The sequence below is a fragment of the Rossellomorea sp. DA94 genome (assembly GCF_029834455.1).
Taxonomy (GTDB): Bacteria; Bacillota; Bacilli; order Bacillales; family Bacillaceae_B; genus Rossellomorea; species Rossellomorea vietnamensis.
The window spans coordinates 2785257-2808784 of the sequence record NZ_CP122397.1; the positions used below are offsets into that span (position 1 = coordinate 2785257).

Genomic DNA, 23528 nt, shown 5'->3' on the forward strand with positions numbered 1-23528 from the left:
ACCCACCTTATTATTTTCTAGCACGAGCAATAATACGAATAGGGGTTCCTTCAAATCCAAATGCATCACGGATTCTATTTTCCAAGAATCGTTCGTAAGAGAAGTGCATTAATTCAGGGTCATTGACGAACACAACGAAAGTAGGAGGCTTTACAGCCACTTGTGTCGCATAGTAAATCCGTAATCTCTTTCCATTATCCGTCGGTGTCGGATTCATGGCAACAGCATCCATGACCACTTCGTTCAACACACTGGATTGTACACGCATGGCGTGATTTTCACTTGCCGTATTAATGATAGGCAGCAATGTGTGAATGCGTTTCTTTGTTTTCGCAGAAAGGAAGACGATTGGAGCATAGTCAAGGAATTGAAAATGTTCCCTGATATTCTTTTCCCATTTATTCATGGTTTTCTCATCTTTGTCCACGGCATCCCATTTATTCACGACAATGACGACAGCACGCCCGGCATCATGTGCATACCCTGCGATTTTCTTGTCCTGCTCGATGATCCCTTCCTCACCGTCTATGACGGATAGGACGACATCTGAGCGCTCAATGGCTCTGAGAGCTCTTAATACACTATATTTTTCAGTGGTTTCATACACTTTCCCTTTTTTCCTCATACCCGCTGTGTCAATGATGACGTAGTCCTGTCCATCATACGTATAGGAGGAGTCAATGGCATCCCGCGTCGTACCCGCTACGTTACTGACGATGACACGGTCTTCCCCTAATAAAGCGTTCACTAAAGAAGATTTCCCTACATTCGGACGTCCGATCAAAGAAAATTTGATGACATCTTCCGCATAGTCCTCTTCCTCTTCCTGTTTGAAGTTCTTGACGACCTCGTCGAGCAGATCTCCAAGACCAAGTCCATGGGAACCTGAAATAGGATACGGTTCGCCAAATCCTAAAGAGTAGAAATCATAAACCATTTCCCTCATTTCTGGATTATCGATTTTGTTTATCCCTAATACGACCGGTTTCTTTGATCTGTAAAGAATTTTGGCAACGATTTCATCAGCGGCTGTGACACCTTCACGGCCATTGGTCAAGAATACAATGACATCGGCTTCATCAATCGCAATTTCAGCCTGCTGCCTGATCTGATCCAGGAATGGTTCATTTCCCAGTTCAATCCCGCCTGTATCGATGATATTAAATTCATGCGTCAGCCATTCTGCAGAACTATATATTCGGTCCCTTGTTACACCAGGTACATCTTCAACGATGGATATTCTTTCCCCAACAATTCTATTAAAGATCGTGGACTTCCCGACGTTCGGACGCCCTACGATTGCTACTACTGGTTTAGTCACGTTCATCACCCTTTCTGTAAGAAGTTGTTTCGTTCTTACATTTCCTCTTTTTAAGCCTGTTCAATCATTTTCATTAACTGGCACAAGAAGGACCGGCCCTTAAGGTAATGCTTCCTTATGGGACAGTCCCCCCTAACTTTACTATTTTATCAGTAAAAGAATAAACTGGCAATCAATGTTTTACAATGATGAAGAGTCCCTCGTCTATTTCATGGGCAATCCCGTCCAGGATGGCTTCCAGGTTTGCACAGATCTTCTGTAATTCATCATCCGTTTTACAATAGAACACACTTGTTCCACTCGGTACTTTTTCAGGAGTGGTGGTGACGGTTGCGAGGATGAATTTCTGTATCGTCGTACTCATTTTAACTTACTCCCCTCCTGATTCGCTTTCGACTCAGACGGCATCCTTATGGCATTTTCCAGTGTTGGTACCTGCCCAAGGATGGCAATGGCCTTCTCTACGTCCTTTCGCTGCGGAAGGACAAACACCCCGACTCTCCCATCATCTAGATCCCTCTTGGCGAGCGGTGTCAAAGCAGGAGTCCCCGAATCCTTAAAGATCCCGAGGGAAGTGGACATATCATGGAGAATGGCCTGACGCTGACCCAGATTGGCGAGTGTCGACCTTGCATCGAAGGATTTAGGCGAAAGGATGAACCCCATCCCATATCGTAAGATCTCCTCCTGCCTTACTTTCAAACCTATATTCATGATGTAAATATTATCAACATATAAACCCGCTCCGTCAAAACGCGGCTCCACATATTCAATGTCGACAATGTCCTTCAATCGTCCGCCAGCCATCAGTTTATGAGCCAATACCATACAGATCGCGCTGATCACTATAGCCGCATATATATTAATGACGATGTACGCGATGGTGGCAAGAAGAGAGGTGAAGATGACTAAGTAATTCCGGCTTTCAAAGGCAACGGCAATTCCCTCAATATATGTAGCCCCTCTTGGGACAAGTTCATAAGCATCCAGTTCTGTCAAAGTGTTTCTCTCCATATTCCTCACATCCCGAAACTGTGAGGCCGCAACGGTCAAAAATGTAATCGCCGTAAAATTCTCCTCAAGTAATGCCGGAATGGCGATGGTACCTAGCCCCGCTGCAATGAACCCAAGGGCTATATGGATAATCTTTCCGTGCAGATAAGTTGGATATTGGCGATAGTCGGTGCGAAGCATATAAATCCTTGTCAGGGTCCCCACCACCACACCAAAGATCACCGGATACACATACACATTCATAGATTCTTCATTTCCCCCTTATTTGTTTGTGTCTTGATGTGAACAGCCTGATTTAATTCCCCCACTATTTTCAAGGCTGATAAAAGCCCGATGGTTAGAGCAAGCACGTCCAGGTAAGCAGGACCTCCAATCGAATAATAAAATCCCACCTTGTTTAATGGAATGCTCAGAAAAAAGTCGCCGATCACACTGCTTAAAGCAACCGCAATGAGACGGAGCCTGTATTGGGTGGAGAGACTGTAGAATAGAACACCTACAAGCACCAACGACAAAGAAAGGATGATATCCCGATCTATAAACATAAGTACCGGGTCATAAATGGAAATCAGAGCGATTCCAGCGTAGAGCATCCCCATGGAGAGAACAGCTACAAGCATGTATAGCTTCTCTCTCAAGCTTAAATTTCGTATATAAACAATACAAATGAGTGCAAGTACAATAACAGGGAATGATACTTCTACAGGACCCACCATCATTCCATAAGGAAATACACAAAGAAGCAATAAACAGAGAAACGAATAACGAAAACGTTCCGGATGCGTCTTTCTCATTAAAAATGTCGTATATACCCATATTCCCCACAGTAACCACAAATACAATATCCCATCCATCAGTACACTCTCCCTCCTATTATCTACATTATGGAAAATCTTTATGTATCTCATTCATGTATGAATCAACTTTCCAAAGAAAAAATAAAGAAAGGAGGTGTTTTCAAGTGGGTAAAGATCGACAAGAGAAAAAGCTGAAACAAAGCAAGCGCGTGGAATCAGACCGTGACCAGGGCTTACATTACAACGGAGCGACAGGCGTCGAAGGACCGGAAAAAGCTAAACGCTAGTCCACCAAACCGAATCAAAACCGACCGACTCAACCCCTGCAACAAAAAAAAGAACGAATTCTCACTCATGAGAATTCGTTCTTTTTACATACATCTATTGCTGTACCCCCGGGGATTCAACCCTCTCGTCTCAAGCCAATGATATACGTGGCCTGATAGCACCATGGGCACCTTATGAAGATCGTCAATCCGTCTACATCCGAGAGCACACATTAAAAATTGAATATCCGTATGAATTTGATTCACTTCTTCAATGGTATCGTTCAAACCCGATTCCAGGAGCTGTTTAAGGATGACGCCGGCCATCCCAACAGCGGATGCCCCTAAACCAAGGGACTTAACGATGTCCAGACTGTTCTGGATGCCACCGGAAGCCAGGATCGGCTTATCTGAGACAGCGTAGCTCTCGGCAATCGATATCGCAGTGGGGATCCCCCATTCATCAAAGAAATCCAGCATACGCTTTCTCCGTTGGTTCTCGATTTTTGAGAAGTTCGTTCCGCCGAATCCGCCTATATCGATGGCTGAAATCGTTGAGCCGGACAAGGATTTGGCAGCCTCTTTACTAGTGCCAAACCCGGTCTCTTTCACAATCACAGGTACAGAAAGATTCTCGGCAATATTCTGTATCCTCTCCAATGCACCCCGGAAGTCACGGTCCCCTTCAGGCATCGTCAATTCCTGAATTACATTCAAATGAATCTGCAGGGCGTCGGCTCGAATCATTTCAACTGCATCTCTTGCCTGTTGAACAGTGGCCTCACTTCCCAAATTCCCGAAAACCATCCCATCCGGGTTGTGCTTCCGTACGACTTCATACGTTTTTCGTTCAGCAGGGTCTTTAAGTGCTGACATTTGCGATCCTACCGCAATGGCGAGCCCCGTTTCCCTGGAAAGAATCGATAATTCCTGATTGATTTTTGTAGTGGATTCTCCACCTCCACCCGTCATAGCATTTATGAAAATTGGCGAACTCCATGTAAGTTCGCCAATCTCAGACTGCAGATGAACCTCATCTACTGCTATATTCGGTAAGCTTTGGTGGACAAAAGCCACTTCATCAAAACCGGTCTTCCGCTGTTGACCGGTAGACAAAGCATAATTAATGTGGTCTTGCTTTCTTTGAGCTCTCGTCACAATTCATCACCATTACTTAAGATCTTTTAATTTGTCTCCAATCATTTCACCTAATTGGAAGCCGGTGCTTTCTTCAGGCATTTCGTAATCCGTTACTTCTTCCTCTTTTTCCTCAAGTGCCTTGATGCTTAAAGATAAGCGTTGTTCATTTTCGTTCACGTCAAGCACCTTCACTTTTAGATCCTGGTTCTCCTGAAGCACTTCGTGCGGAGTACCGATATGTTTATGCGAAATTTGAGAGATGTGAACAAGTCCTTCCACTCCAGGGAACACTTCTACAAATGCACCATAAGATACAAGGCGTTTTACGACCCCATCCAACACACTTCCTTTAGGAGCCTTGCCTGTGATGTCACTCCATGGCCCAGGGAGGGTTTCTTTGATGGATAAAGAAATCCGTTCGTTGTCACGATCGACACTCAGGACCTTCACCTGTACTTTTTGTCCCTCAGTCACGACATCCGAAGGCTTCTCTACATGTTCGTGGGAGAGTTGGGAAATATGGACAAGTCCGTCCACTCCACCAATATCCACGAATGCACCGAAATCCGTAATCCGCTGGACTGTCCCTTCAAGGACGGCACCCGATTCGATATCTGTCAGCAGCTGTTTTTTCTGTTGCTGCTTCTCTGCTTCGACCACTGCTCGGTGGGACAGGATCAAACGATTCTTCTCCTGATCCAGCTCAACGATCTTGAATGATAAGGTTTTGTCTTTATAATCGGAGAAATCCTCGACATAGTAATCTTCCACCAATGATGCCGGGACAAATCCCCTTACTCCAAGATCAACGACAAGACCGCCCTTCACAACGTCTTTCACTTCAGCTTCGAAGACGTCTCCATTTTCAAAGCGGACCTTCATTTCTTCCCATGCTTTTTCGGCATCCACTTTACGTTTGGATAGAACCAGAAGTTCTTCTTCCACTTTTGTCACGATTAACTCAAGTACATCCCCTTCACTGACTACATCAGAAGCTTTTTCAATATGAAGGCTTGAGAGTTCACTAATTGGAATGATGCCATCCACTTTACTATCTTGAACGTCGACTAAGACTTGTTTTTCTTCAACCTTAGTGACTGTCCCCTTAACTTTTTCACCAATTTCAAGATTCTTCACTTCAATTCCATTCATGTCTTCCATTATGTACTCCTCCTTAATCCATGACTGCAAAGATTTTGATTATTGTGAGACTTCGCAATTTAAAATATTCTTTCTACTAACTTCTAATAAATACTACTTTTTGTCAAGCGGGAAACCTTATATTATTGATTCGCAAGTATCAACTCTTCAATATGCTTCATGATGATTTCCGTCGTTTTCTCCGCATTTAATCTTTCTTCACGGATACTATCCATCGGGATCGGCGGTCCGAACACAACCTTCAATTTCCTGAATGGCTTATATGGGCCGATGATGGCACAGGGTACGACATAAGCTTCAGATCTGAGAGCGAAGAAGCCCGCTCCGGCCAATCCCTTGCCTATTTGCCCTGTTTTACTTCTAGTACCCTCTGGAAACAGTCCTAAAACATCTCCCCGCTTCAGGATCTTTAATCCTTTACGGAGTGCTTCCCGGTCGCTCATCCCTCTTTTCACAGGGAATGCACGTAAGTCAGGCAGCAATTTCCCCAACACGGGAACATTGAAGAGCTCTTCTTTCGCCATGAAGGATACTGGCCTTGGGGCTGAGATCCCTACAACGGGGGGATCCAGATTATCAATATGGTTGGCGCATAGTAAAACACCCCCATCTTCCGGGAAATGCTCCAGCCCCTTCACCTCTATCCGGTACAAAGGGGAAAGGATCGACTTAACGAGACCTCTGGCAAAGGTATATAGGTTCACTTTAACCTTTCCTTTCTACTAACATCATGATTTGGTCAACAACTTCTGAAATGGAAAGGGAAGTGGTGTCTATTTCCGTTGCATCCTCGGCTTTTTTCAATGGGGCCACTTCTCTTTCAGAATCGATCTTGTCACGGCGGGCGATTTCTTCTTTTAATTGCTCCAGATCACTCGGATATCCCTTCGAGAGGTTCTCCTCATGTCTCCTTTGGGCGCGTTCGTCCACACTCGCGAGTAAGAAAACCTTGATTTCCGCATCAGGTATGACATGGGTGCCGATATCCCTTCCGTCCATCACTACAGCGCCTTCTTTCGCAAGCAGCTGCTGTCTCTTCACCATTTCTTCCCTTACACCAGAGTGAACGGCCACATGGGAAACTGAATTGGTCACGGAAGCCTGACGGATTTCATCCGTTACATCGTTCCCGTCCAGGAATACAAGCTGTCCCACTTCAGAAGGTTCAAGTTCGATCGTTGTTTCAGACAATAATTGATTCAATTCATTCTCATCATGCAAGTCTACGTTGTTGCTCAAAGCTTTATACGTTAAAGAGCGGTACATCGCCCCGGTATCAATATAAAGATAAGATAATTTTCCTGCCACAATCTTTGCAACAGTACTTTTCCCTGCAGCTGCAGGACCATCGATTGCAATTCTTAATTTTTTCAATTCATCCACCTACTTAAGTTCCTAATAATTTTCTTACCCATTTTAACATAAATCTCACTTTTCGTTTATAGATTCTTACTTTTGGAGTCTTTTTCAAAAAAAAGAGCAGGGATTCATCTCCTGCTCTAACGTGATAGGGTTTCTACAATTTCACTGTACTCCATTTTCTCCACTCCTTCGTAGAATACAAGCTTATGAAGCTCGGGAAGGACATTCAGTTGATGAAATACAAACTGGACCGCTATTAATAATATGACATGAATGATGGCTAATTTGATTAAAATTCTTTCTACCCTTTTCACTGTGATCACCCTTTTTCCTTACTAAGAAAAAGTATGTGTACATTTCGTTTTTTTATTCAAGTAAGCCTTTTTTTCTTAAGTCAAGCTGTCTTTCGAAACAATACCTTAAAATATGTTGCCTCTGATTTTCAGTTAAATGAACAAATTCGATGCTCGCAATTTGTTTGTGTTCCTTTTCCCAGACCCGGATCACTTTCCCTTCGATTTCTGCATACCGGCACTCCCCTGTCTGCATCGGGAGGACGATGATGGTTGACACCCTGTCGCCACTTTTCAAATCCATTCCCTTCCTCACCACCACAGCACATCCTCCTGCACTGAGATCTTCCGTGATCGTAGGGTAAAACTGACCATTCTTCTTTAATGAAATGTCGGTATTCGCATCTACACGAACGAATTGCCTTCTCTGGACTTTCATTAACCCTTCTTCTCCTGGATAGTGCAGGTGGATCATCGGTATCTTGGATAATTTACGGCCCATCACTTCCGTTTCAAACATCAGGACGGTCTGTTCATTAAAGGTGAAGCTTGCTTTCAACTGTGTTCCATCGATTAAAAAAACGGCTTTCTCCGTTTTGGTATGGATGGGATAATCGATAAAAATCCCCTCCTCGGAAAGTTCGACCACCCTGCATCTATATCGATCAAATGTTTCATTATCTATAGGCTCCAATTGCAATGTGGTACCTGTTTTTATCATAGTCCAAAATTCCCACTTTCCCATATTATGTATCTATATTATGTCACGAGATCCCTCTCCTTTCCATACCTTTTTTAACTCCATTCTGAATTTTCCAATAAAAAAGAGAGGGACGGACCTCCAAGTTGGAGGTCCGTCCCTCTAGTGTTAAACGACTTCTTCATAAATGGGCTCTGCTTTTTTGAGCCTTTCTACTTTCTCTTCTTCTCCTGTTTTTGCATTGACGAATATTCTATAGGTATCTTTACCCAGCATACCCATGAATTCATAGCAAAGCACTTCTTCGTTCAGGTCGTTCACGATCACTGCCTGGCGCTCTTCCATTATCTTCAGGTTGGGGTTCGTCGTTTCTTTCGCCTCTGCCTTTGTAATGGACGCTTTAGGGATTTCTCTTTCATGATTATTCTTTAAGTATTCTTCAGCAGCAAATCCGACAATCTGTCCATTATCCAGCGCTACTTTTATTTTGACTGAATCAGGATAAATCCTCACTCCGTCCAGGACCGTCACGTATGTGAAAATACCGATGTTATCATATTGTGCACTCTCAAAAAGTTCAAGCTTCTGGAAGTTATTTTCCTTCAGGAAAGCCGTCGCTTTTTCAGCTGCTTTGTTCAAGCTGATCTTTGGTTCCTTGATTTTACGGTTATTGATATACCAGATCGGATACCCGCCTTTTTGGGTGATATCCATGCTCGCTTCGGTGTTACCATTTCCGATTGATACACTATAGAATTTGTAATCGGCACCCTTCCCACTTTTTGAAACTTTTGCATCTTTTGATTTAGGGATACCGGAATACCTTCTCAATATCTTGACTGCTTCCTCTTTGGAAATTTCTTTCCCTTTTAACTTCTTAAAGTTCTGATCTTTTTTCTCCGTGTTGACGAAGGTAGTCGTGCCAAAGTTCGCCTCATCATATCCGGTTACATTTTTCTCAACAGTCTTGAATCCATCGATTATGGTATTATCTGCCTGTTCATCCCCTGAAGCCAAAGCCATTTCCACATCCATCCATCGCAAATTGTTTTCCATGACAAGATGCTGGACTTGACGTAACTGATTTTGAATATCGGCACTTTGTTTATACAGATTTTCCAATGACTTATATTCCTTATCCGTCAATGGATTTTTATCTAAATCCCTTACAGCTACACGATAGCTGAAGTCACCGATATTACTCAGGAATTCTTCCGTCTTATTAAATGGCAGCAGCGTCAAAGGAAGCTGACCTACGTCACTGTGAGCCTGTGACGTCAACCTCCACACATCGGCAAGTGCCGGTGATAGTGACTTCCGTGAATTCATGGCAAGAGTGGAACCGATTTGATCATGAAGCAGGTCCACCTGGTAAGTCAATTCATGAAATGCTCTTTGATAATTATTTTCCGCATTGATCAGTATCGCATTTTTCTCCTGGTGTTCCTGGTATCCCCAGAAAGCGGTACCTGCAACACCTAGGACGAGTACCGTAATTAAAATGATACGTAGCAATTCCCTTCACCTCTTTAACTACAGAATATGTGTTTTCCAATTTTCTTGATTTGGGGACGGGACCAAATCCACTTGCTTGTTGCCGTCGCTGGATTAAAGTAATACAGGGCACTTGATGACGGATCCCAACCGTTAATGGCATCCAACACCGCTTCTTTTGCTCTTTCATTTGGGGTTAACCAGATTTGGCCGTCAGCTACGGCTGTGAACGCACCTGGTTCAAAGATGACCCCTGCCACGGTATTGGGAAACGCTGAGCTGTCTATCCGATTGAGAATGACTGCTGCTACAGCTACTTGTCCCTCGTATGGTTCACCACGCGATTCTCCATATACTGCGTTTGCGATCAATTGAATGTCATTCTGAGAGAAACCATTCGGTGTATTCACCGCCGTCGGCTTAGAAGGTGCCGGCTTGTTTTGAGCAGGAGCCTTTGCCCCTCCCCCACCTGTCGAACCTCCTTGTTTATCTAAATCTGTCCCGCCATAATGGCTGAAGTCATTGCCTTTTTCAATTTGATTCTTCACATATTCCTTATTGTACTTTGATGCTTTCACAAGTTTTTCTTTTGTTTTCGCACCGGCAAGGCCATCGATCGGAAGACCGAACTCATATTGAAAGTTTCGGAGCGCCCAATAGGTCCCCCATCCAAATACACCATCAATATCGCCGTTATAATATCCGATATATTGAAGTCTGGATTGAAGCTCGATTACATCCTCACCCGTTGCGCCATGCTGAATGACCTGATTCGTAAAAGCGTCTGCCTTCTCACCTTCAGAAGAAATCATAAGAAGAGAACACATAAGCACCATGACGACTGAAGTAGAAACCCATTTGAAACGACTATTCATAATGCCTTAACCTCCATATCTTCAATTAACATTAACTCTAGTTTTTGTAGAGGCTCCCATTTTATACAAGTGGAATCATTAAAATTTGAAAACAGGAAAAAGCGCCTGCACAAGTGAAGCACTTTGATAAGACACTGTAATGTCTCAGCAAAAAGGATGTAAACAAGTAAGGTTATAATGAGTGAGGGATACTTCATTAATTCAAACAGGAGGGTCATGATGGAGGATTATTTAGCGAAATCGTTGGATGAATGGAAAGAAGATATTTCAGAGGTATTGGATCAAATCAATACAGATTATGAGGAAGTAAAAAAAGAACTGAAGGTCTATTCCTATAAATACGGAATTACAAAGCAGGTCATTCAATCCACGGTGAATGAGGAAATCATTGAAAATATCAGGGAAATGTATCATAAGCCATTTGAAGAAAAGTATAGTGAATTGAAAGAATACATACGCGACTTGGATGAAAAACGTAAAGTATTTCAGATGTTTGTGAACAAAATTGATGAAGTGAAGCGGAAAGAATCCCCAAAAACTGATCTAGCTGCTGCCTATAAATAAACCGAACCCCCGCAATTAGCGGGGGTTCTTCTGATTCACTTATTCACAATCGTCTTTAAATGACTTCTTTCTTCAGTTCCCTTTTGTACTTCTTCTCTGTCAGCTGATGGGCACTCTTCACTTTCTTTAATCCCAGCCACCATAAGAAAAACATAAACGGAACCATATAGTAAACCCAGTTTTTCTCAGAAAGGAAAATATAATTGTAGGTTCCATGTAACAAGATAGGCACCGAAATGGCCAGAAAAAGCCATTTATGCCTTTCTTCTCGGGAAGAGAACTTGGCTTTCCCTAAATAATACCCCATGATGACCCCGAAAAGGGCATGACTGGATACAGGGAGTACCGCCCTCCCAAATGCGTGCTCTACGCCATTGGCGATCAAATATAAAATATTTTCCACTGTAGCAAACCCAAGGGAAACACTGGCCCCATACACGATCCCGTCATAGGGTTCGTTGAAGTCCACGTGTTGGAAGATGGCAAACATCAAAATAAACCACTTAAAAAACTCTTCGAGGAACCCGGAAGAAATGAAGGCTGTAGACCAATTGGAATTAATGATCCCTTCCACTTCCAGGACATATTGTAAAAACATAATCGGAAAGGTAATAAGGGCCCCGTACATAAACGTTTTAAACACCAATGTAATGGGTTCGGCCTCATATTGATCCCGTAAATAAAAGTAACTTAACAATGCTAATCCTGGTGCTATACCCGCTGATAAAATCACCAGCATAAAAAGTCCTCTTTTCTTTCGGTTTTCTTAATCGTATCATGTTAATGTAGGATTGGAAATAGGAATTTAAATGGTTGGAGGAATGAATAATGAAGAAAGATATTTTAGTCATACATACAGGCGGCACCATCTCGATGATGGAAGACGAACAAACCGGAGCCGTTTCACCGGGAAAAGAAAACCCGCTCTCTGTGCAAACATCCATCGTTTCAAATCTGGCGAATCTGAGTGTAGTAGAAGCATTCCATCTGCCCTCCCCTCATATTACGCCTCTGCATATGCAGCAGCTGAAAGAGACCATCGAAGAAAAGTATCAGGAAAAGCCATTCCACGGGGTCGTCATCACCCACGGAACAGATACATTGGAAGAAACAGCTTATTTCCTGGACTTGACCCTCTCCCTCCCCATCTCGATCGTGGTGACGGGGGCGATGAGATCAAGCAATGAAATCGGGGCTGACGGTTTATATAACCTGATTTCGTCTGTACGTGTAGCAGCGGACGACAAATCCATGAACAAAGGGGTTCTGGTTGTCCTGAACGATGAGATCCATTCTGCGAAAAATGTGACCAAAACCCATACGAGCAATGTATCTACTTTTCAAAGCCCACAGTATGGACCGATCGGGATCGTGACGAAAAGAGGGGTCCTCTTCCATCACCAGCCGACCTCTAACGAACACTACGAAGTGTGTGACATCTCCAAAAGGGTGACACTTATAAAAGCGTATGCAGGAATGGATTCAGGTTTACTGCGGGCGATAAAAGAGCTTCAGTACGACGGGGTCGTCATCGAAGCATTGGGACAGGGGAATCTCCCACCGGAAACCGTGATGGGCATCGAGGAACTGTTAGAAGCGAATACTCCCGTCGTTTTGGTTTCGAGATGCTTCAATGGGATCGTCCAGGACATTTACGGATATTCAGGTGGAGGAAAACAACTGAAGGAAAAAGGGGTCATCTTCTCTAACGGTCTAAATGGACAAAAAGCCAGAATCAAGCTTGTGGTCGCCCTTTCCCAAATACATGATATGAAAGAACTTGAAGCGATTTTCAAAAACTAGTAAACGACAAAAAGTAAAAAAGACGAAAGAAAGAGGCTCCTCTCTCGAGCCTCTTTGTCATTCTATTTTTTCATTTCCGTGATGGATCCTGCAATCAATCCGCCATGCAAACGACCGTTTTCTATGAAGATTTCATTGGCATTGTTTCCTGCGGCAATGACTCCCGCAATATAGACACCGGCTACATTTGTTTCCATCGTTTCGGGATTGTGGGCCGGACGTCCTGTTTCCTTATCGATTTCTATCCCCATTTTCGTCAGGAAGCTGTGATCGGGATGATAGCCGGTCATGGCAAACACAAAATCACTCTTGACTTCTTTCTTTTCTCCATTCACGTTGTAAAGAACAGAATCCCCTGTTATTTCGTCCACACATGCCTGAAACTCCATCGTGACTTCACCGTTTCTTACAAGCGCATCAAAATTCGGGAGGATCCAGGGCTTGACACTTTTGGAATATTCACTTCCCCGGTATAAAACGGTGACCCTTGCCCCCGCTTTATTCAATTCGAGTGCTGCATCAACCGCGGAGTTTTTACCTCCGATGACCACCACATCCGTATCAAAAAAAGGATGGGCTTCTTTAAAATAGTGAAACACATTCTCTTGTTCCTCTCCCGGGATCTCCATATAATTCGGGTTATCGTAGTATCCGGTTGCGATGACGATCGACTTACTTTCGTAATGGCCCTTAGAAGTCGTCACCGTAAAGCTGTCGTCGTGCTTCTCTACTTTATAAACGGTTTCAAATCGGTTGATCCTCAGCTTTTTACGCTTCGCCACTTCGCGATAATAGACTAATGCCTGATTCCTTCTCGGCTTATGCTCTTCAATGACAAATGGTACATCGCCGATCTCAAGCTTCTCACTCGACGAAAAGAAGGTTTGATGGGTAGGATAGTGGTAAATCGCATTGACGATATTTCCTTTTTCAATGATCAAAGGATTGATTCCTTTTTCTTTGAGACTAATGGCAGCAGACAACCCGCACGGTCCTCCGCCTACAATTATGCATTCTTCCATTTTCAAATTCAGACACTCCTTCAATTCCTCTATCTGAATGATCAAGTTCATCCGTACACTTCAGATTTTTAAAAAGTCTTTACTCAGTTATTATGGAATAAGATTGCGTCCAGGTCAAAAAGGAGCCCTCGGTCTCCCGTGATCCACACTCATTATATGGGCGCCATTGAATATGATCCCAATAGAAAAAAGGGTGGGGTATCTTGTCCCCCCCCTTTTAGTATGTCGCTAAATCCACCCTCTGAACCTGCAGGCTTCCGCCATTTTCCTTACCCCGACCATATAGGCTGCGAGCCTCATATCCACTCTTCTTGTTTGTGACGTTTCATACACATTATTGAAAGAATTAACTAGGATCTTTTCCAGTTTCTCTTCCACTTCTTCTTCTGTCCAGTAATACCCCTGATTGTTCTGAACCCATTCGAAGTAGGAAACCGTCACGCCACCCGAGGACGCTAACACATCCGGTACCAATAGGATACCGCGTTCCGTCAAGATCTTCGTCGCATCCAGTGTGGTCGGGCCGTTGGCAGCTTCGACGACGATGCTTGCCCTGATATTGTGGGCATTCTTATCCGTGATTTGATTTTCGATGGCAGCAGGCACTAAAATATCACAATCCAGCTCCAGCAGTTCTTCATTTGTAATCGTATTATTGAACAACTTCGTGACCGTTCCAAAGCTGTCGCGTCTGTCCAGCAGATAGTCGATGTCCAAGCCGTCCTCATCGTGCAGGCCGCCGTAGGCATCGGATATCCCGATCACCTTCGCACCGGCATCATGCATGAATTTGGCAAGGAAGCTTCCGGCATTCCCGAACCCCTGAACGACCACCCGTGCCCCTTCGAGTTTGATTCCCTTTTTCTTCGCCGCTTCATGGATACAAATTGTCACCCCTTTGGCAGTGGCCGTTTCACGGCCGTGGGATCCTCCTAGCACCAGTGGTTTGCCGGTAATGAATCCTGGAGAATTGTATTCATCAATGCGACTGTATTCATCCATCATCCACGCCATGATTTGAGAGTTGGTGAAAACATCCGGTGCCGGAATATCTTTAGAAGGTCCGACAATTTGGCTGATGGCACGCACATATCCACGGCTTAATCGCTCTAACTCTCTGAATGACATATCCCGGGGATCACAGATGATTCCGCCTTTACCTCCCCCGTAGGGAAGATCGACAATTCCGCATTTCAAGCTCATCCAAATGGAGAGCGCTTTAACTTCCTTCTCCGAAACGTTTGGATGAAAGCGGATACCGCCCTTTGTCGGTCCGACCGCATCATTATGCTGGGCACGATAGCCAGTGAAAACCTTTACTTTTCCATCGTCCATCCGGACTGGTATTTTAACCGTTAACATACGAATTGGTTCTTTTAATAATTCATAAACTTCTTCTGAATACCCTAATTTATCGAGTGCAAGATGAATAACCGTTTGTGTAGATTTCAGCACATCATGCTGTTCTGAACTTTGATGATTTTCTTTCCCCTTTTCGGCTACCATGTATGTAAACCTCCCAGTATCCTTCACTGTTTAGCAGAACCTCGTCCGCTTTCATGACATAGTATACACGTTTGATTTGCACTTGCAAAGAAGGAAAATTCAATATGGGATATTTTTTTGAAAACGCTATCATTTTAGAATAAGAATTTCTAAAAAGCACCCCCAGGAGACCCTGAGAGTGCAAAAAGACGATTTTCTTATAAGATCAAACATAAAATATATATTCAAAGGGGGTAAAGATACAATACAAGGATGAACGAGTCAAAAATAATGTAATATCTTTTTAATGGAATCCCTTAGTAACACAACTCGGCCATATTCCATCAGAATATGCTTTGTGATCGTCGAGTGTTGACCATATTCGGCGCAAATCGCTTCAAGGACGAAACTGTCGCCTTCAAGCAAATTCTCTATAAGTACGTAATATTTTTTTTCATAGTGAAAAATACTGCATTGAATGAGGGAATGGCTCAGCTTTCCCATCTCATTGATCCGTATGAGAAGGTTGAGTAAGTCCTCGAAATCATTGAAATACACGAGAACATCATGATCGTTCATGGATTTCATCATTTCGGTACCTTCTTCCCAGTCGGAAAAGTCATCCTCAGACTCCAACGTGAGGATCAGACAGATTTCCTGGTCATCAAATGATTCGATCTCCACTGTGATTTCCATTTGTGTTTCGATGCCGAACTTCCCTTGTACTTCATCTAACATGTCTTCGAACAGATCATGCCACATATAGGAATCTTTCCATTGGTCCTGTTCAAATAACCCTTTTTGTTCCAACTCTTCTACACTAATGGAAAATTTTATTTTATTGTCCGAAATTCTTTCGAGCTTCATCTTCGTACCCCCTAGAGTGTGACGATTTATCATCATACTATGTAAGGGGCAAAAAACAGTGCATGCTCTTATAATTTACTTTTGAGCCAATGTTCCCATTCGGATTTGGATTGTCCCACGATGTGTTCATCAAATTCTGCTTTTACGTCTTTGGGCAGATGATCGACGGCGAAACCGCCCATTCCGATTACGAGATCCTTCCGCTCGGTCTTTAAGGATGTAACGAGTGAAAGAAGGTTATCCACATTTTCAAACAATGTGCACGAGAAGAATAGAAACTTTGGATCCACTTCATCCAATACGACCTCAATATCATTCTCTTTTATGCTTGATCCCAGATAGATGACTTCAAACCCCTTCCTTCGTACGTAAAGGGTGAAAATCAACAATCCTAATTCATGCCATTCTCCGGGGCCGCAGACAGCCACTACCTTGGGTAATATCCCGTTATGTGGGAAAGAATGCATGATGATACCGATACGGGACCTGAGGATGGAAGTGGCAAAGTGCTCATGGGCCGTCGTGATTTCATCATTTTCCCATAAATCACCGATCCTGACCAGGAGGCTGCCGAGAATGTCGATGACCACTTTGTCGATGGTATACACCGAAAACGACTGGTTGATCAATTCATGGGCTTTCGTTTCATCAAAACTCAATAAAGCCTTCAAGAGATCATCGGAAATCGTCTGGGTACGATCCTTCTGTTCAGAGGATGTGATTTCATTCTCTTCCAGCTCCTGTTTGTCCAGTAACGCAACGGCCTGGCTGATGGTAAAGCCTTGATCGACCTTTTCAACCAGCCATTTCAATATATTTAAATGTTGTTCGGTATACAAACGGTGCCCGGATTCATTCCGCACAGGAGCAATGATTTGGTATCTTCTCTCCCATGCCCTCAATGTTCCAGGTTGAATCCCTAAAATGGTAGACACAGCCTTAATGTTGTATTTGCCTTCCAACTTTTTATCATTGCTCATAAATAGTCCCCCAAGTATTTCTCATCTCTCTAGAATTATAACCCGAGAAACCTTATTGTGTAAAATTTGTATAGGTAATGAATAACATTTGTTCATTTTAACCTTTATCTATCATCACCAAGTGGGTTTCCGCCGGGGCACCCAGCCGCAAAGGAATAGCGGTGGTCCCGTAGCCATTGCTTACTAATAGGGTGGTCTCCGGGAGAGTTTCAAGTCTTCCTTTTTTATACATCCCCCAACCGAACAGACGAATCTGCCCCCCGTGTGTATGTCCGCTTATCATGAAGTCGATTCCGTCTTCTTTCCGAACTTGATTCACAAGTCTTGGATCATGACTGATCAAAAGGTTGAATTCATCAGGGTGTACCCCTTCAAGTGAAGCCTCATAATTTGCCCGCTGGGTACTTGCGTCATCCACCCCTATCAAGTTCAAGACACCGTTATGAACCTTTACCTTCACTGAGGAATTGACGATTTCGATGATTCCTTTTTTCTTGAATATTTGTTTTAACCTGCTCGTATTCACTTCATAATCATTATTTCCCCATATGAAATAAACGCTTCCCAAAGTCAGGAGTTTGTCAAGATTTCGTTCGACCCTTGAAAAAGGCACTCCCTTTTCCAACAGGTCCCCGCCGATAATGACAAGATCCGTTTTCCCTCTCACTTCTTCAATGATTTCATTTGAAATTTCCCGTTTATGTATATCAGAAATAAAAAAAAGGGATACAGGCTTCATCTGTCGGGGATAGTGAGGCAGCTTCACCTTTTCAATCTTTACGATGTTACGTCGGGCTTCATATACCATATAAAAGAGGAGGCTGACTCCCCCTGCCAATAAAATCATACTAATTTCAAGCATTGTGGCCTCCTTGACGGCGAAAATCTATTGAAATGATACCATAAAAAATGGCTGAACAGGAAAAAATCATCGTTTGCCATATGCCATACCCGCTCAACACGTAGATCACCGCTAAGTGAAATGGAATGAGGATCGATTCTTTATGTAGTTTTCCATTCCATAATTGAAGGACAGAATAGAATTCAGCTTTCAGTACATTCACCTGGACCATGACCCCGATCATAAAAGCAATGGACGCAGCGAAGAACTGTACAGGATTGAGGACCATTTCCACGATGATTTCCGGATTTGTAAATCGTTCGGATGTCGGAAACCATGTAATGAATAGATACCCTAAAAGAAACGTCATTATCAGTTTCATGAAATGATTGATCAAAAAAATCCCTCCCATAAATCTTATGAGAGGGATTTTGTTTCATACAGGGATTTATTCAATTATTCATCTTCATGGATATCGAGAATCCGGAAACCTGATTTTTCTAACTTATGAAGGAATTTATCCATATTGTCCTTCTTTTCCACCTTCAGGACAATACGACGTAATAATTTATCGGATTCATCGAATGTTACAAGGGATATCACTGATTCTGAATATTGTTGGATGATGTCACCGAGCCTTGCGATCCGCCCTTCCGTTTCTACAGAAGAGAAAGCGATGCGGACTCCCTTCTGGTCCATGCCGAATGCACTCCTGAATTGATCCAGGACGTCGAAGCGTGTAACGAGTCCCAGGAACTTATTATTTTCGGCCACCACCGGGAGGATCGGCGAATCCTTTAATTCGATCAATGCATTTTCAAATACATCCTTTTCGGTTATATATTTGTCCGAATCCGTAATGATATCACTGACCTTTTTCTCTTTGAGAAAGGCTTCCTTGTCCATTCCGGAAAGGAAGAAGCTTTGATAGATATTGTAACGGGTCGCTACGCCTTTAAACTCTTCATTCGAAAGGACAGGTACCCCGTCGATTTTATGGTGTTCAAGCACCGTCAGCGTCTTTTCAACTGAATCGTTTACATCCACCACATAGCATTTGTGTTTCGGTATCATGGCATTTTTAACAAACATTTGACCACCTCATCATTAATTTCCTACATCTTAAGTATTCAACATTTCCCTTGTATTTCCCTTCATTCTAATGAATTTATATAAATTAACATGTTCCCATTCCTCCAATCATATGTTGTTACGAAGGAATTCATTTAAAGGAGGAATCGATATGCATGAATTCTATAAAGCATATTATCCGTATATAAGTCCCTATGACCCGTGTAAGCCGATTACACGGAAGGTATATTCGACTCCCCCAAACCTGTATCTTGGGTTTCAACCACCAAATTTAGAACAATATACCCCTAAAGAGGCATTGCAGAAAGGGACACTGTGGAAAGTATTTTATGATCCGTATTATAGTCCCTACGAAAAAGCGAAGGGAGAGTGATCCCATATGAAACAGCTTCCCGCCCATTATTATGAAGTGTTGGAAGAACTGCAGGCGGTCGATTTCGTCATTGTCGACCTCACTCTGTACCTTGATACCCACCCGGAAGATCATGAGGCCATCTCACAGTACAATATGTATGTCAAAACCCGAAAACAAATTAAAAAGAAATTTGAAAAGGAATTCGGCCCACTGACCCATTTTGGGTACAGCTACTCCAATTACCCGTGGGATTGGAAGGAAGCACCCTGGCCATGGCAAGTGTGAGGGATGTGCATGTCTGTTAAAGCCACTCCCAGTGCTTCCCTTTAAGCACTGGGTTCTCATTTACTGCCATGGAACAGATTGATATCCCATTCTTTCTTCATCTTATCGTATACATGATGCCTCTTTTTCCACGCTTCTTCTTTCCATAAATCTTTACTTCGATCGATGATTTCGCATCTTAATGCATGAAATTCTTTTTCTTTCTTTTCCTTCTTTTCATATAGTATTTTGGCAGCTCCGAATAGCACAACCAAAAAAAGGACCATGAATAAATGAATGGAATCTGATACAAAGCTTGAGAACATGGCGGCAAATGAGTATGAATAAGGGTCCAACACGAACTTCGTCAAATAATATAGAAAAAAGAAGGACGCAAACATTGCCCCCCATAATATATAGAGGTGAAGGGCCTTCGCCCTATCAAATTTTTGTTTCTTCTCAATCAGGTTATAGAGCATTTGCTCCGTTGCCTGATCTGTCCACTCCCCAAATTCCTTTCCTCCAAGGTCCATCCTTATCCACTCCTCCCCTCCTTAAAGCATATGAACATGTCCAGAGAGATAGAATCAGCACCTGAAAAAGGATCCCCTTTTGAGGATCCCTTTTGACTATTTTTTCATCCATACCGCTGCGTTTGGCTATGGAAGGAGCTCACTTCCCTTAATTCAGTTATGAGTTTTTCGAAGATAGTATCCCAGGATTGTTTTTCAGCCATCTGAAGTGCTTTTCGTTTCATGTAGATCAGCCGGCTTTCATCCAGCGATTCGATGATATGGTGGATGAAGGATTGATATCGATGAGCTTCTGCAACCCTGCCAGTATGATCATGCTCGACGATATTCGTCACGCCTCCCCTGTCTGCGACTACGGCAGGCAACCCTGATGCCAGTGCTTCCAGTACGACATTCCCAAATGTTTCAGAAGCTGAAGGGAAGACAAACAAATCGGAGGAGGCATACGTTTCTGCAAGTTCTTCCCCTGTCAGATAGCCTGTGAAGATGACATTTTCACCCTGGGTCTTATCCATGAGCTCTTTCTTTAGCGGTCCATCGCCGACGATGAGCCATTGGACTCGATCCTTCACTTCCCTTGGAAGGTGTTTGATTGTTTTTTCAAGTGTATCCAAGTCTTTCTCTGGTGCCAGCCTCCCTACGTAAAGGAGGATATATTTCTTATCAATCTTGAATTTTTCCCTAAGGGAGGAGTTTCGCTTCTTGGGTGAAAACGTCGCACAATCGACCCCTCTCCCCCATATGGACAGGTCGGTAAAGCCCTGATTCACCAGATGCATCCTCGTTTCTTCAGAAGGGACGAGGATGCGGTCGGCATGTGAATAAAACCACTTCATATATTTCCATAATAATGGGGCCGCCCACATCATTTTGTAATAATTCAAGTAAACATCAAAATGGGTATGATAAGAAGCCACAAGGGGGAGGTCCAATTTCTTTGCTCCACGGATTCCATAAAGCCCCATCGTCAGTGGCGTGGTAACATGAATCAATGTGGGAGAGAAATCCATTAGCTGCTTTCGGATTGTTTTTGGATTTACTATGGCCGTCCGGCATTCAGGATAAAGAAAGAATGGGAAACTCGTGAATGAGTGCACATTAGGATAATTCTCCCCTTTATGCTGAAGATCAGGTGTGAACACTTTGTATTCAATCCTTCTCTTATCATAATGATCCGTCAGTTTTTTTAACGTCCTTGCCACTCCGTTTACCTGCGGATAAAACGTATCAGTAAAAAGCGCCACTCTCATTACCCTTCCCCCTTTTTGGTTTGCATGCAATCTTAGCTTTCCGTTAGCTTCTTTAGATAAACAAGATAACCATCATTGTCGTGGCAAATGCCAGAAACGCACCTGCCAATACGTCTGAAGGATAATGGACACCCAGGACGACTCTTGAATACCCAACGAGCCAGCTCAACGGGAACAGAACGAGCATCGTGATCGGGTAGTGGATCATAAAAGGGAAGGTGATGGAGAAAATAGCCGTTGAATGGCCCGAAGGAAATGAGTGATCCTTGAATGGATAGCCATGAATGATCGCCCCCGGTAATGTCATATATGGACGGATTCTTTTGACCCCTTTTTTCAGCAACATCATCAGGATATGGCTGATGATCAGGGAGACAGCAGCCGCAATGACCGTATCCATGAGCCAACTATAATACTGACCCAGGAAGAATAAGATGAAGATGGATCCCACACTGAACCTCGCTCCTCCCAAGTGAGTTACATATCCAAAGAATGAACGATAAAGCTCCTTACTGCCATTGATCCTATAAAACAACTTATCATCTGCATGACGAAAGCGCGTCAGCATATTGTCCATTCCATCAACCCCTTCTCTATACTGATATGTCAGTTTCATTATATTTTCGGTTTGTAATGCTTCTACTAATTCCATGTAAATTCTCATTGCGATTGTTGCAAATGAATGTAAATCACCAACAAAAAAACACCCGCCCCATATTCTGGGGAGGGTGCTTTATTGATCTAACGGAATTTCCAACACTTGGCCTGTCTGAATGTCTGTATCCTGAATTTTATTCCATTCTTTGATCCGGTCAACGCCTGATGGGGAATGGTAGTAATTCATGGCGATCCGGTACAAGGTTTCCTGTGGTTTAACCGTATGATACACAATCTTGACCTTTGGCTCTTCTTTCTCTATTTCTTTTGGTTCTTCTTTTGGTTCTTCTTTTGGTTCTTCTTTTATCTGTTCCTGCGGCTTTTCTTCCACTGTTTCTTTAGGCGGCGGTGCCGAGGCTTGTTGATTCTTCTCACCAGTAGTGGAAGCGGACTCTTTCGATGTTGCATTTTCCTTGTCCGTTGCAGGAGGATCCTCTTCCTTTTGAGGGGCGACGGCAGCCTCAGCCTCACTATCTTCTTGTTCATCCTCAGATTGGTCATAACGGACTTCAACCACGTCATCTATATCTTCGGACATGACGACGAGGGGACCATTTCTGTGATCGAGATAAGAATAAATGCCAAAAACGGTCAAAGGCAATAAAATAAAAAATAAGAGCAGCATACTGATCAATGGGTACTTCATTTTCCATTTGTTCTTTTTATGTTTCTCTCTATGCAGCTCACTTCTTGGGGGAAGGGGCTCCCTTTTTTTGACGGGTGTTTCCTCAGGGACTCGTTCAATTTTTATCTTCCGTTTCGCTGCCTGATCTCGATATGGGTCTTTACTCATGTGACATCCCTTCTTTACTTCTTTGTCTTCCATTCTTACGCATATGTAACCCCAGTAAAAAATCGATGACAAAGTGCATGATGATCGTAACCAATAAATTATCTGTGAATTCATAAATGAAACCGATCCAAAAGCTGAGCAATACGATATTGATGATTAAAAACCAGTGAGCCCAGTACCTGAAATGAATGAGAGCGAAAATAATGCTTGAAATGATCAGTCCAAAGTGAAATTGAAGGACACCCCTGAATAAAACCTCTTCACTTACACTGATAAACATCGCTAAAAGAGCGATTTCCCCCATGCTTCTATTTGTGAATATGTGTGCATTGACCCCGCCATCGTCGTAATATTTAGCAGGCAACAGCTTCATCAGGAGGATATCGATCAGGACGATCAGGAGACCGCTCGACATCCCGACCGTAAAGATGGCAGGGGAAAACCTGATTTGATTCCAGAATTCGGACGTTGTGTCAAATAAAAATATACCTAACACACAGGCGATCGTTAATAGTAAAAATTGAGTAAAATACAAATGGAAAGTTAATTGCTTTTTGGAAAGCTGTTGAATGATTTCCCCTTGTTTCTTCATTGATACC

At 43.1% G+C, this 23528-nt stretch carries 30 protein-coding genes; 5 read left to right on the forward strand and 25 right to left on the reverse strand.

Going from position 1 to position 23528, the window contains the following annotated elements:
* Positions 1-10: 10 nt before the first annotated feature.
* The 4 genes from der to P8596_RS14535 all read right to left on the reverse strand — a co-directional run bounded on the left by der (position 11) and on the right by P8596_RS14535 (position 3189).
* Complete coding sequence (der, locus tag P8596_RS14520) at positions 11-1321, reverse strand: ribosome biogenesis GTPase Der (protein ID WP_034760591.1); 1311 nt, start codon at positions 1319-1321, stop codon at positions 11-13.
* Positions 1322-1493: 172 nt separating this feature from the next.
* Positions 1494-1685, reverse strand: a complete 192-nt coding sequence (locus tag P8596_RS14525) for a capping complex subunit for YIEGIA (RefSeq protein ID WP_060672333.1) — start codon at positions 1683-1685, stop codon at positions 1494-1496.
* A complete protein-coding gene (locus P8596_RS14530) occupies positions 1682-2578 on the reverse strand; it encodes a YIEGIA family protein (RefSeq protein ID WP_224519618.1) in 897 nt (298 codons plus the stop codon). The genes P8596_RS14525 and P8596_RS14530 overlap by 4 nt, the downstream gene beginning before the upstream one ends.
* Entirely contained in the window at positions 2575-3189 is a 615-nt protein-coding gene (locus tag P8596_RS14535; RefSeq protein ID WP_279724214.1) for a YphA family membrane protein, read from the reverse strand. The genes P8596_RS14530 and P8596_RS14535 overlap by 4 nt, the downstream gene beginning before the upstream one ends.
* A 107-nt stretch (positions 3190-3296) precedes the next feature.
* Between P8596_RS14535 and P8596_RS14540 the strand changes: the two genes are divergently transcribed.
* Positions 3297-3419: a YpzI family protein gene (locus P8596_RS14540; protein WP_079533103.1), complete on the forward strand. Its 123-nt coding sequence runs from the start codon at positions 3297-3299 to the stop codon at positions 3417-3419.
* 84 nt (positions 3420-3503) lie between these two features.
* On the opposite strand, the gene fni is transcribed toward P8596_RS14540, so the two are convergent.
* The 8 genes from fni to sleB form a co-directional block, all read right to left on the reverse strand.
* Positions 3504-4556: a type 2 isopentenyl-diphosphate Delta-isomerase gene (fni, locus tag P8596_RS14545; protein ID WP_254651756.1), complete on the reverse strand. Its 1053-nt coding sequence runs from the start codon at positions 4554-4556 to the stop codon at positions 3504-3506.
* A gap of 12 nt (positions 4557-4568) precedes the next feature.
* On the reverse strand, positions 4569-5702 hold the full coding sequence (rpsA, locus tag P8596_RS14550) for a 30S ribosomal protein S1 (RefSeq protein ID WP_279727009.1): 1134 nt from the start codon (positions 5700-5702) through the stop codon (positions 4569-4571).
* Between the two features lie 119 nt (positions 5703-5821).
* Entirely contained in the window at positions 5822-6403 is a 582-nt protein-coding gene (locus P8596_RS14555; RefSeq protein WP_279724215.1) for a lysophospholipid acyltransferase family protein, read from the reverse strand.
* A gap of 1 nt (position 6404) precedes the next feature.
* A complete protein-coding gene (cmk, locus tag P8596_RS14560; protein ID WP_034760589.1) occupies positions 6405-7073 on the reverse strand; it encodes a (d)CMP kinase in 669 nt (222 codons plus the stop codon).
* 125 nt (positions 7074-7198) lie between these two features.
* Entirely contained in the window at positions 7199-7375 is a 177-nt protein-coding gene (locus tag P8596_RS14565; protein WP_159362177.1) for a YpfB family protein, read from the reverse strand.
* Between the two features lie 52 nt (positions 7376-7427).
* Positions 7428-8075 carry a flagellar brake protein gene (locus tag P8596_RS14570; RefSeq protein ID WP_224519615.1) on the reverse strand — a complete coding sequence of 216 codons (648 nt, stop codon included), beginning with the start codon at positions 8073-8075 and terminating at the stop codon, positions 7428-7430.
* Between the two features lie 147 nt (positions 8076-8222).
* Positions 8223-9569 carry a germination protein YpeB gene (gene ypeB, locus P8596_RS14575; protein ID WP_229592353.1) on the reverse strand — a complete coding sequence of 449 codons (1347 nt, stop codon included), beginning with the start codon at positions 9567-9569 and terminating at the stop codon, positions 8223-8225.
* Positions 9570-9583: 14 nt separating this feature from the next.
* Complete coding sequence (gene sleB / locus P8596_RS14580; RefSeq protein ID WP_371928763.1) at positions 9584-10384, reverse strand: spore cortex-lytic enzyme; 801 nt, start codon at positions 10382-10384, stop codon at positions 9584-9586.
* A gap of 258 nt (positions 10385-10642) precedes the next feature.
* Here sleB and P8596_RS14585 point away from each other — a divergent pair, with 258 nt between their 5' ends.
* Positions 10643-10987, forward strand: a complete 345-nt coding sequence (locus P8596_RS14585) for a hypothetical protein (protein ID WP_034758298.1) — start codon at positions 10643-10645, stop codon at positions 10985-10987.
* A gap of 55 nt (positions 10988-11042) precedes the next feature.
* Here P8596_RS14585 and prsW read toward each other — a convergent pair whose 3' ends face one another.
* Entirely contained in the window at positions 11043-11726 is a 684-nt protein-coding gene (gene prsW, locus P8596_RS14590; protein ID WP_224519613.1) for a glutamic-type intramembrane protease PrsW, read from the reverse strand.
* Positions 11727-11815: 89 nt separating this feature from the next.
* On the opposite strand from prsW, the gene P8596_RS14595 reads away from it, so the two are divergent.
* The gene (locus P8596_RS14595) at positions 11816-12790 is read left to right on the forward strand and encodes an asparaginase (RefSeq protein WP_279724216.1); all 975 of its coding nucleotides are present in this window, start codon (positions 11816-11818) and stop codon (positions 12788-12790) included.
* A 62-nt stretch (positions 12791-12852) separates the two neighbouring features.
* On the opposite strand, the gene P8596_RS14600 is transcribed toward P8596_RS14595, so the two are convergent.
* From P8596_RS14600 to P8596_RS14630, 7 genes are all read right to left on the reverse strand, one after another.
* Positions 12853-13818 carry a YpdA family putative bacillithiol disulfide reductase gene (locus P8596_RS14600; protein WP_224519611.1) on the reverse strand — a complete coding sequence of 322 codons (966 nt, stop codon included), beginning with the start codon at positions 13816-13818 and terminating at the stop codon, positions 12853-12855.
* 222 nt (positions 13819-14040) lie between these two features.
* Positions 14041-15318 (reverse strand): Glu/Leu/Phe/Val family dehydrogenase, encoded by a 1278-nt coding sequence (locus P8596_RS14605; RefSeq protein ID WP_034758292.1) that lies wholly within the window; start codon positions 15316-15318, stop codon positions 14041-14043.
* Between the two features lie 261 nt (positions 15319-15579).
* Positions 15580-16164 carry an adaptor protein MecA gene (locus P8596_RS14610; protein WP_224519610.1) on the reverse strand — a complete coding sequence of 195 codons (585 nt, stop codon included), beginning with the start codon at positions 16162-16164 and terminating at the stop codon, positions 15580-15582.
* 68 nt (positions 16165-16232) lie between these two features.
* Positions 16233-17144: a MerR family transcriptional regulator gene (locus tag P8596_RS14615; protein ID WP_034758288.1), complete on the reverse strand. Its 912-nt coding sequence runs from the start codon at positions 17142-17144 to the stop codon at positions 16233-16235.
* A 97-nt stretch (positions 17145-17241) separates the two neighbouring features.
* Positions 17242-18006 carry a metallophosphoesterase gene (locus P8596_RS14620; RefSeq protein ID WP_224519609.1) on the reverse strand — a complete coding sequence of 255 codons (765 nt, stop codon included), beginning with the start codon at positions 18004-18006 and terminating at the stop codon, positions 17242-17244.
* Positions 17999-18382, reverse strand: coding sequence for a hypothetical protein (locus P8596_RS14625; RefSeq protein ID WP_224519608.1), 384 nt, complete (start codon positions 18380-18382; stop codon positions 17999-18001). The genes P8596_RS14620 and P8596_RS14625 overlap by 8 nt, the downstream gene beginning before the upstream one ends.
* A gap of 59 nt (positions 18383-18441) precedes the next feature.
* A complete protein-coding gene (locus P8596_RS14630) occupies positions 18442-19077 on the reverse strand; it encodes a CBS domain-containing protein (protein ID WP_224519607.1) in 636 nt (211 codons plus the stop codon).
* Between the two features lie 151 nt (positions 19078-19228).
* On the opposite strand from P8596_RS14630, the gene P8596_RS14635 reads away from it, so the two are divergent.
* Positions 19229-19450 carry a spore coat associated protein CotJA gene (locus P8596_RS14635; RefSeq protein WP_224519606.1) on the forward strand — a complete coding sequence of 74 codons (222 nt, stop codon included), beginning with the start codon at positions 19229-19231 and terminating at the stop codon, positions 19448-19450.
* 6 nt (positions 19451-19456) lie between these two features.
* Entirely contained in the window at positions 19457-19717 is a 261-nt protein-coding gene (locus tag P8596_RS14640; RefSeq protein ID WP_034758277.1) for a spore coat protein CotJB, read from the forward strand.
* Positions 19718-19773: 56 nt separating this feature from the next.
* On the opposite strand, the gene P8596_RS14645 is transcribed toward P8596_RS14640, so the two are convergent.
* The 5 genes from P8596_RS14645 to P8596_RS14665 form a co-directional block, all read right to left on the reverse strand.
* Positions 19774-20229, reverse strand: a complete 456-nt coding sequence (locus tag P8596_RS14645) for a DUF2663 family protein (protein ID WP_224519605.1) — start codon at positions 20227-20229, stop codon at positions 19774-19776.
* 104 nt (positions 20230-20333) lie between these two features.
* Positions 20334-21479 carry a glycosyltransferase family 4 protein gene (locus P8596_RS14650; protein WP_254651762.1) on the reverse strand — a complete coding sequence of 382 codons (1146 nt, stop codon included), beginning with the start codon at positions 21477-21479 and terminating at the stop codon, positions 20334-20336.
* Positions 21480-21531: 52 nt separating this feature from the next.
* Positions 21532-22131: a phosphatase PAP2 family protein gene (locus P8596_RS14655; protein ID WP_224519603.1), complete on the reverse strand. Its 600-nt coding sequence runs from the start codon at positions 22129-22131 to the stop codon at positions 21532-21534.
* A gap of 81 nt (positions 22132-22212) precedes the next feature.
* Positions 22213-22929, reverse strand: a complete 717-nt coding sequence (locus tag P8596_RS14660) for a LysM peptidoglycan-binding domain-containing protein (protein WP_279724217.1) — start codon at positions 22927-22929, stop codon at positions 22213-22215.
* Positions 22922-23521 carry a CPBP family intramembrane glutamic endopeptidase gene (locus tag P8596_RS14665; RefSeq protein ID WP_224519601.1) on the reverse strand — a complete coding sequence of 200 codons (600 nt, stop codon included), beginning with the start codon at positions 23519-23521 and terminating at the stop codon, positions 22922-22924. The genes P8596_RS14660 and P8596_RS14665 overlap by 8 nt, the downstream gene beginning before the upstream one ends.
* Positions 23522-23528: the final 7 nt, after the last annotated feature.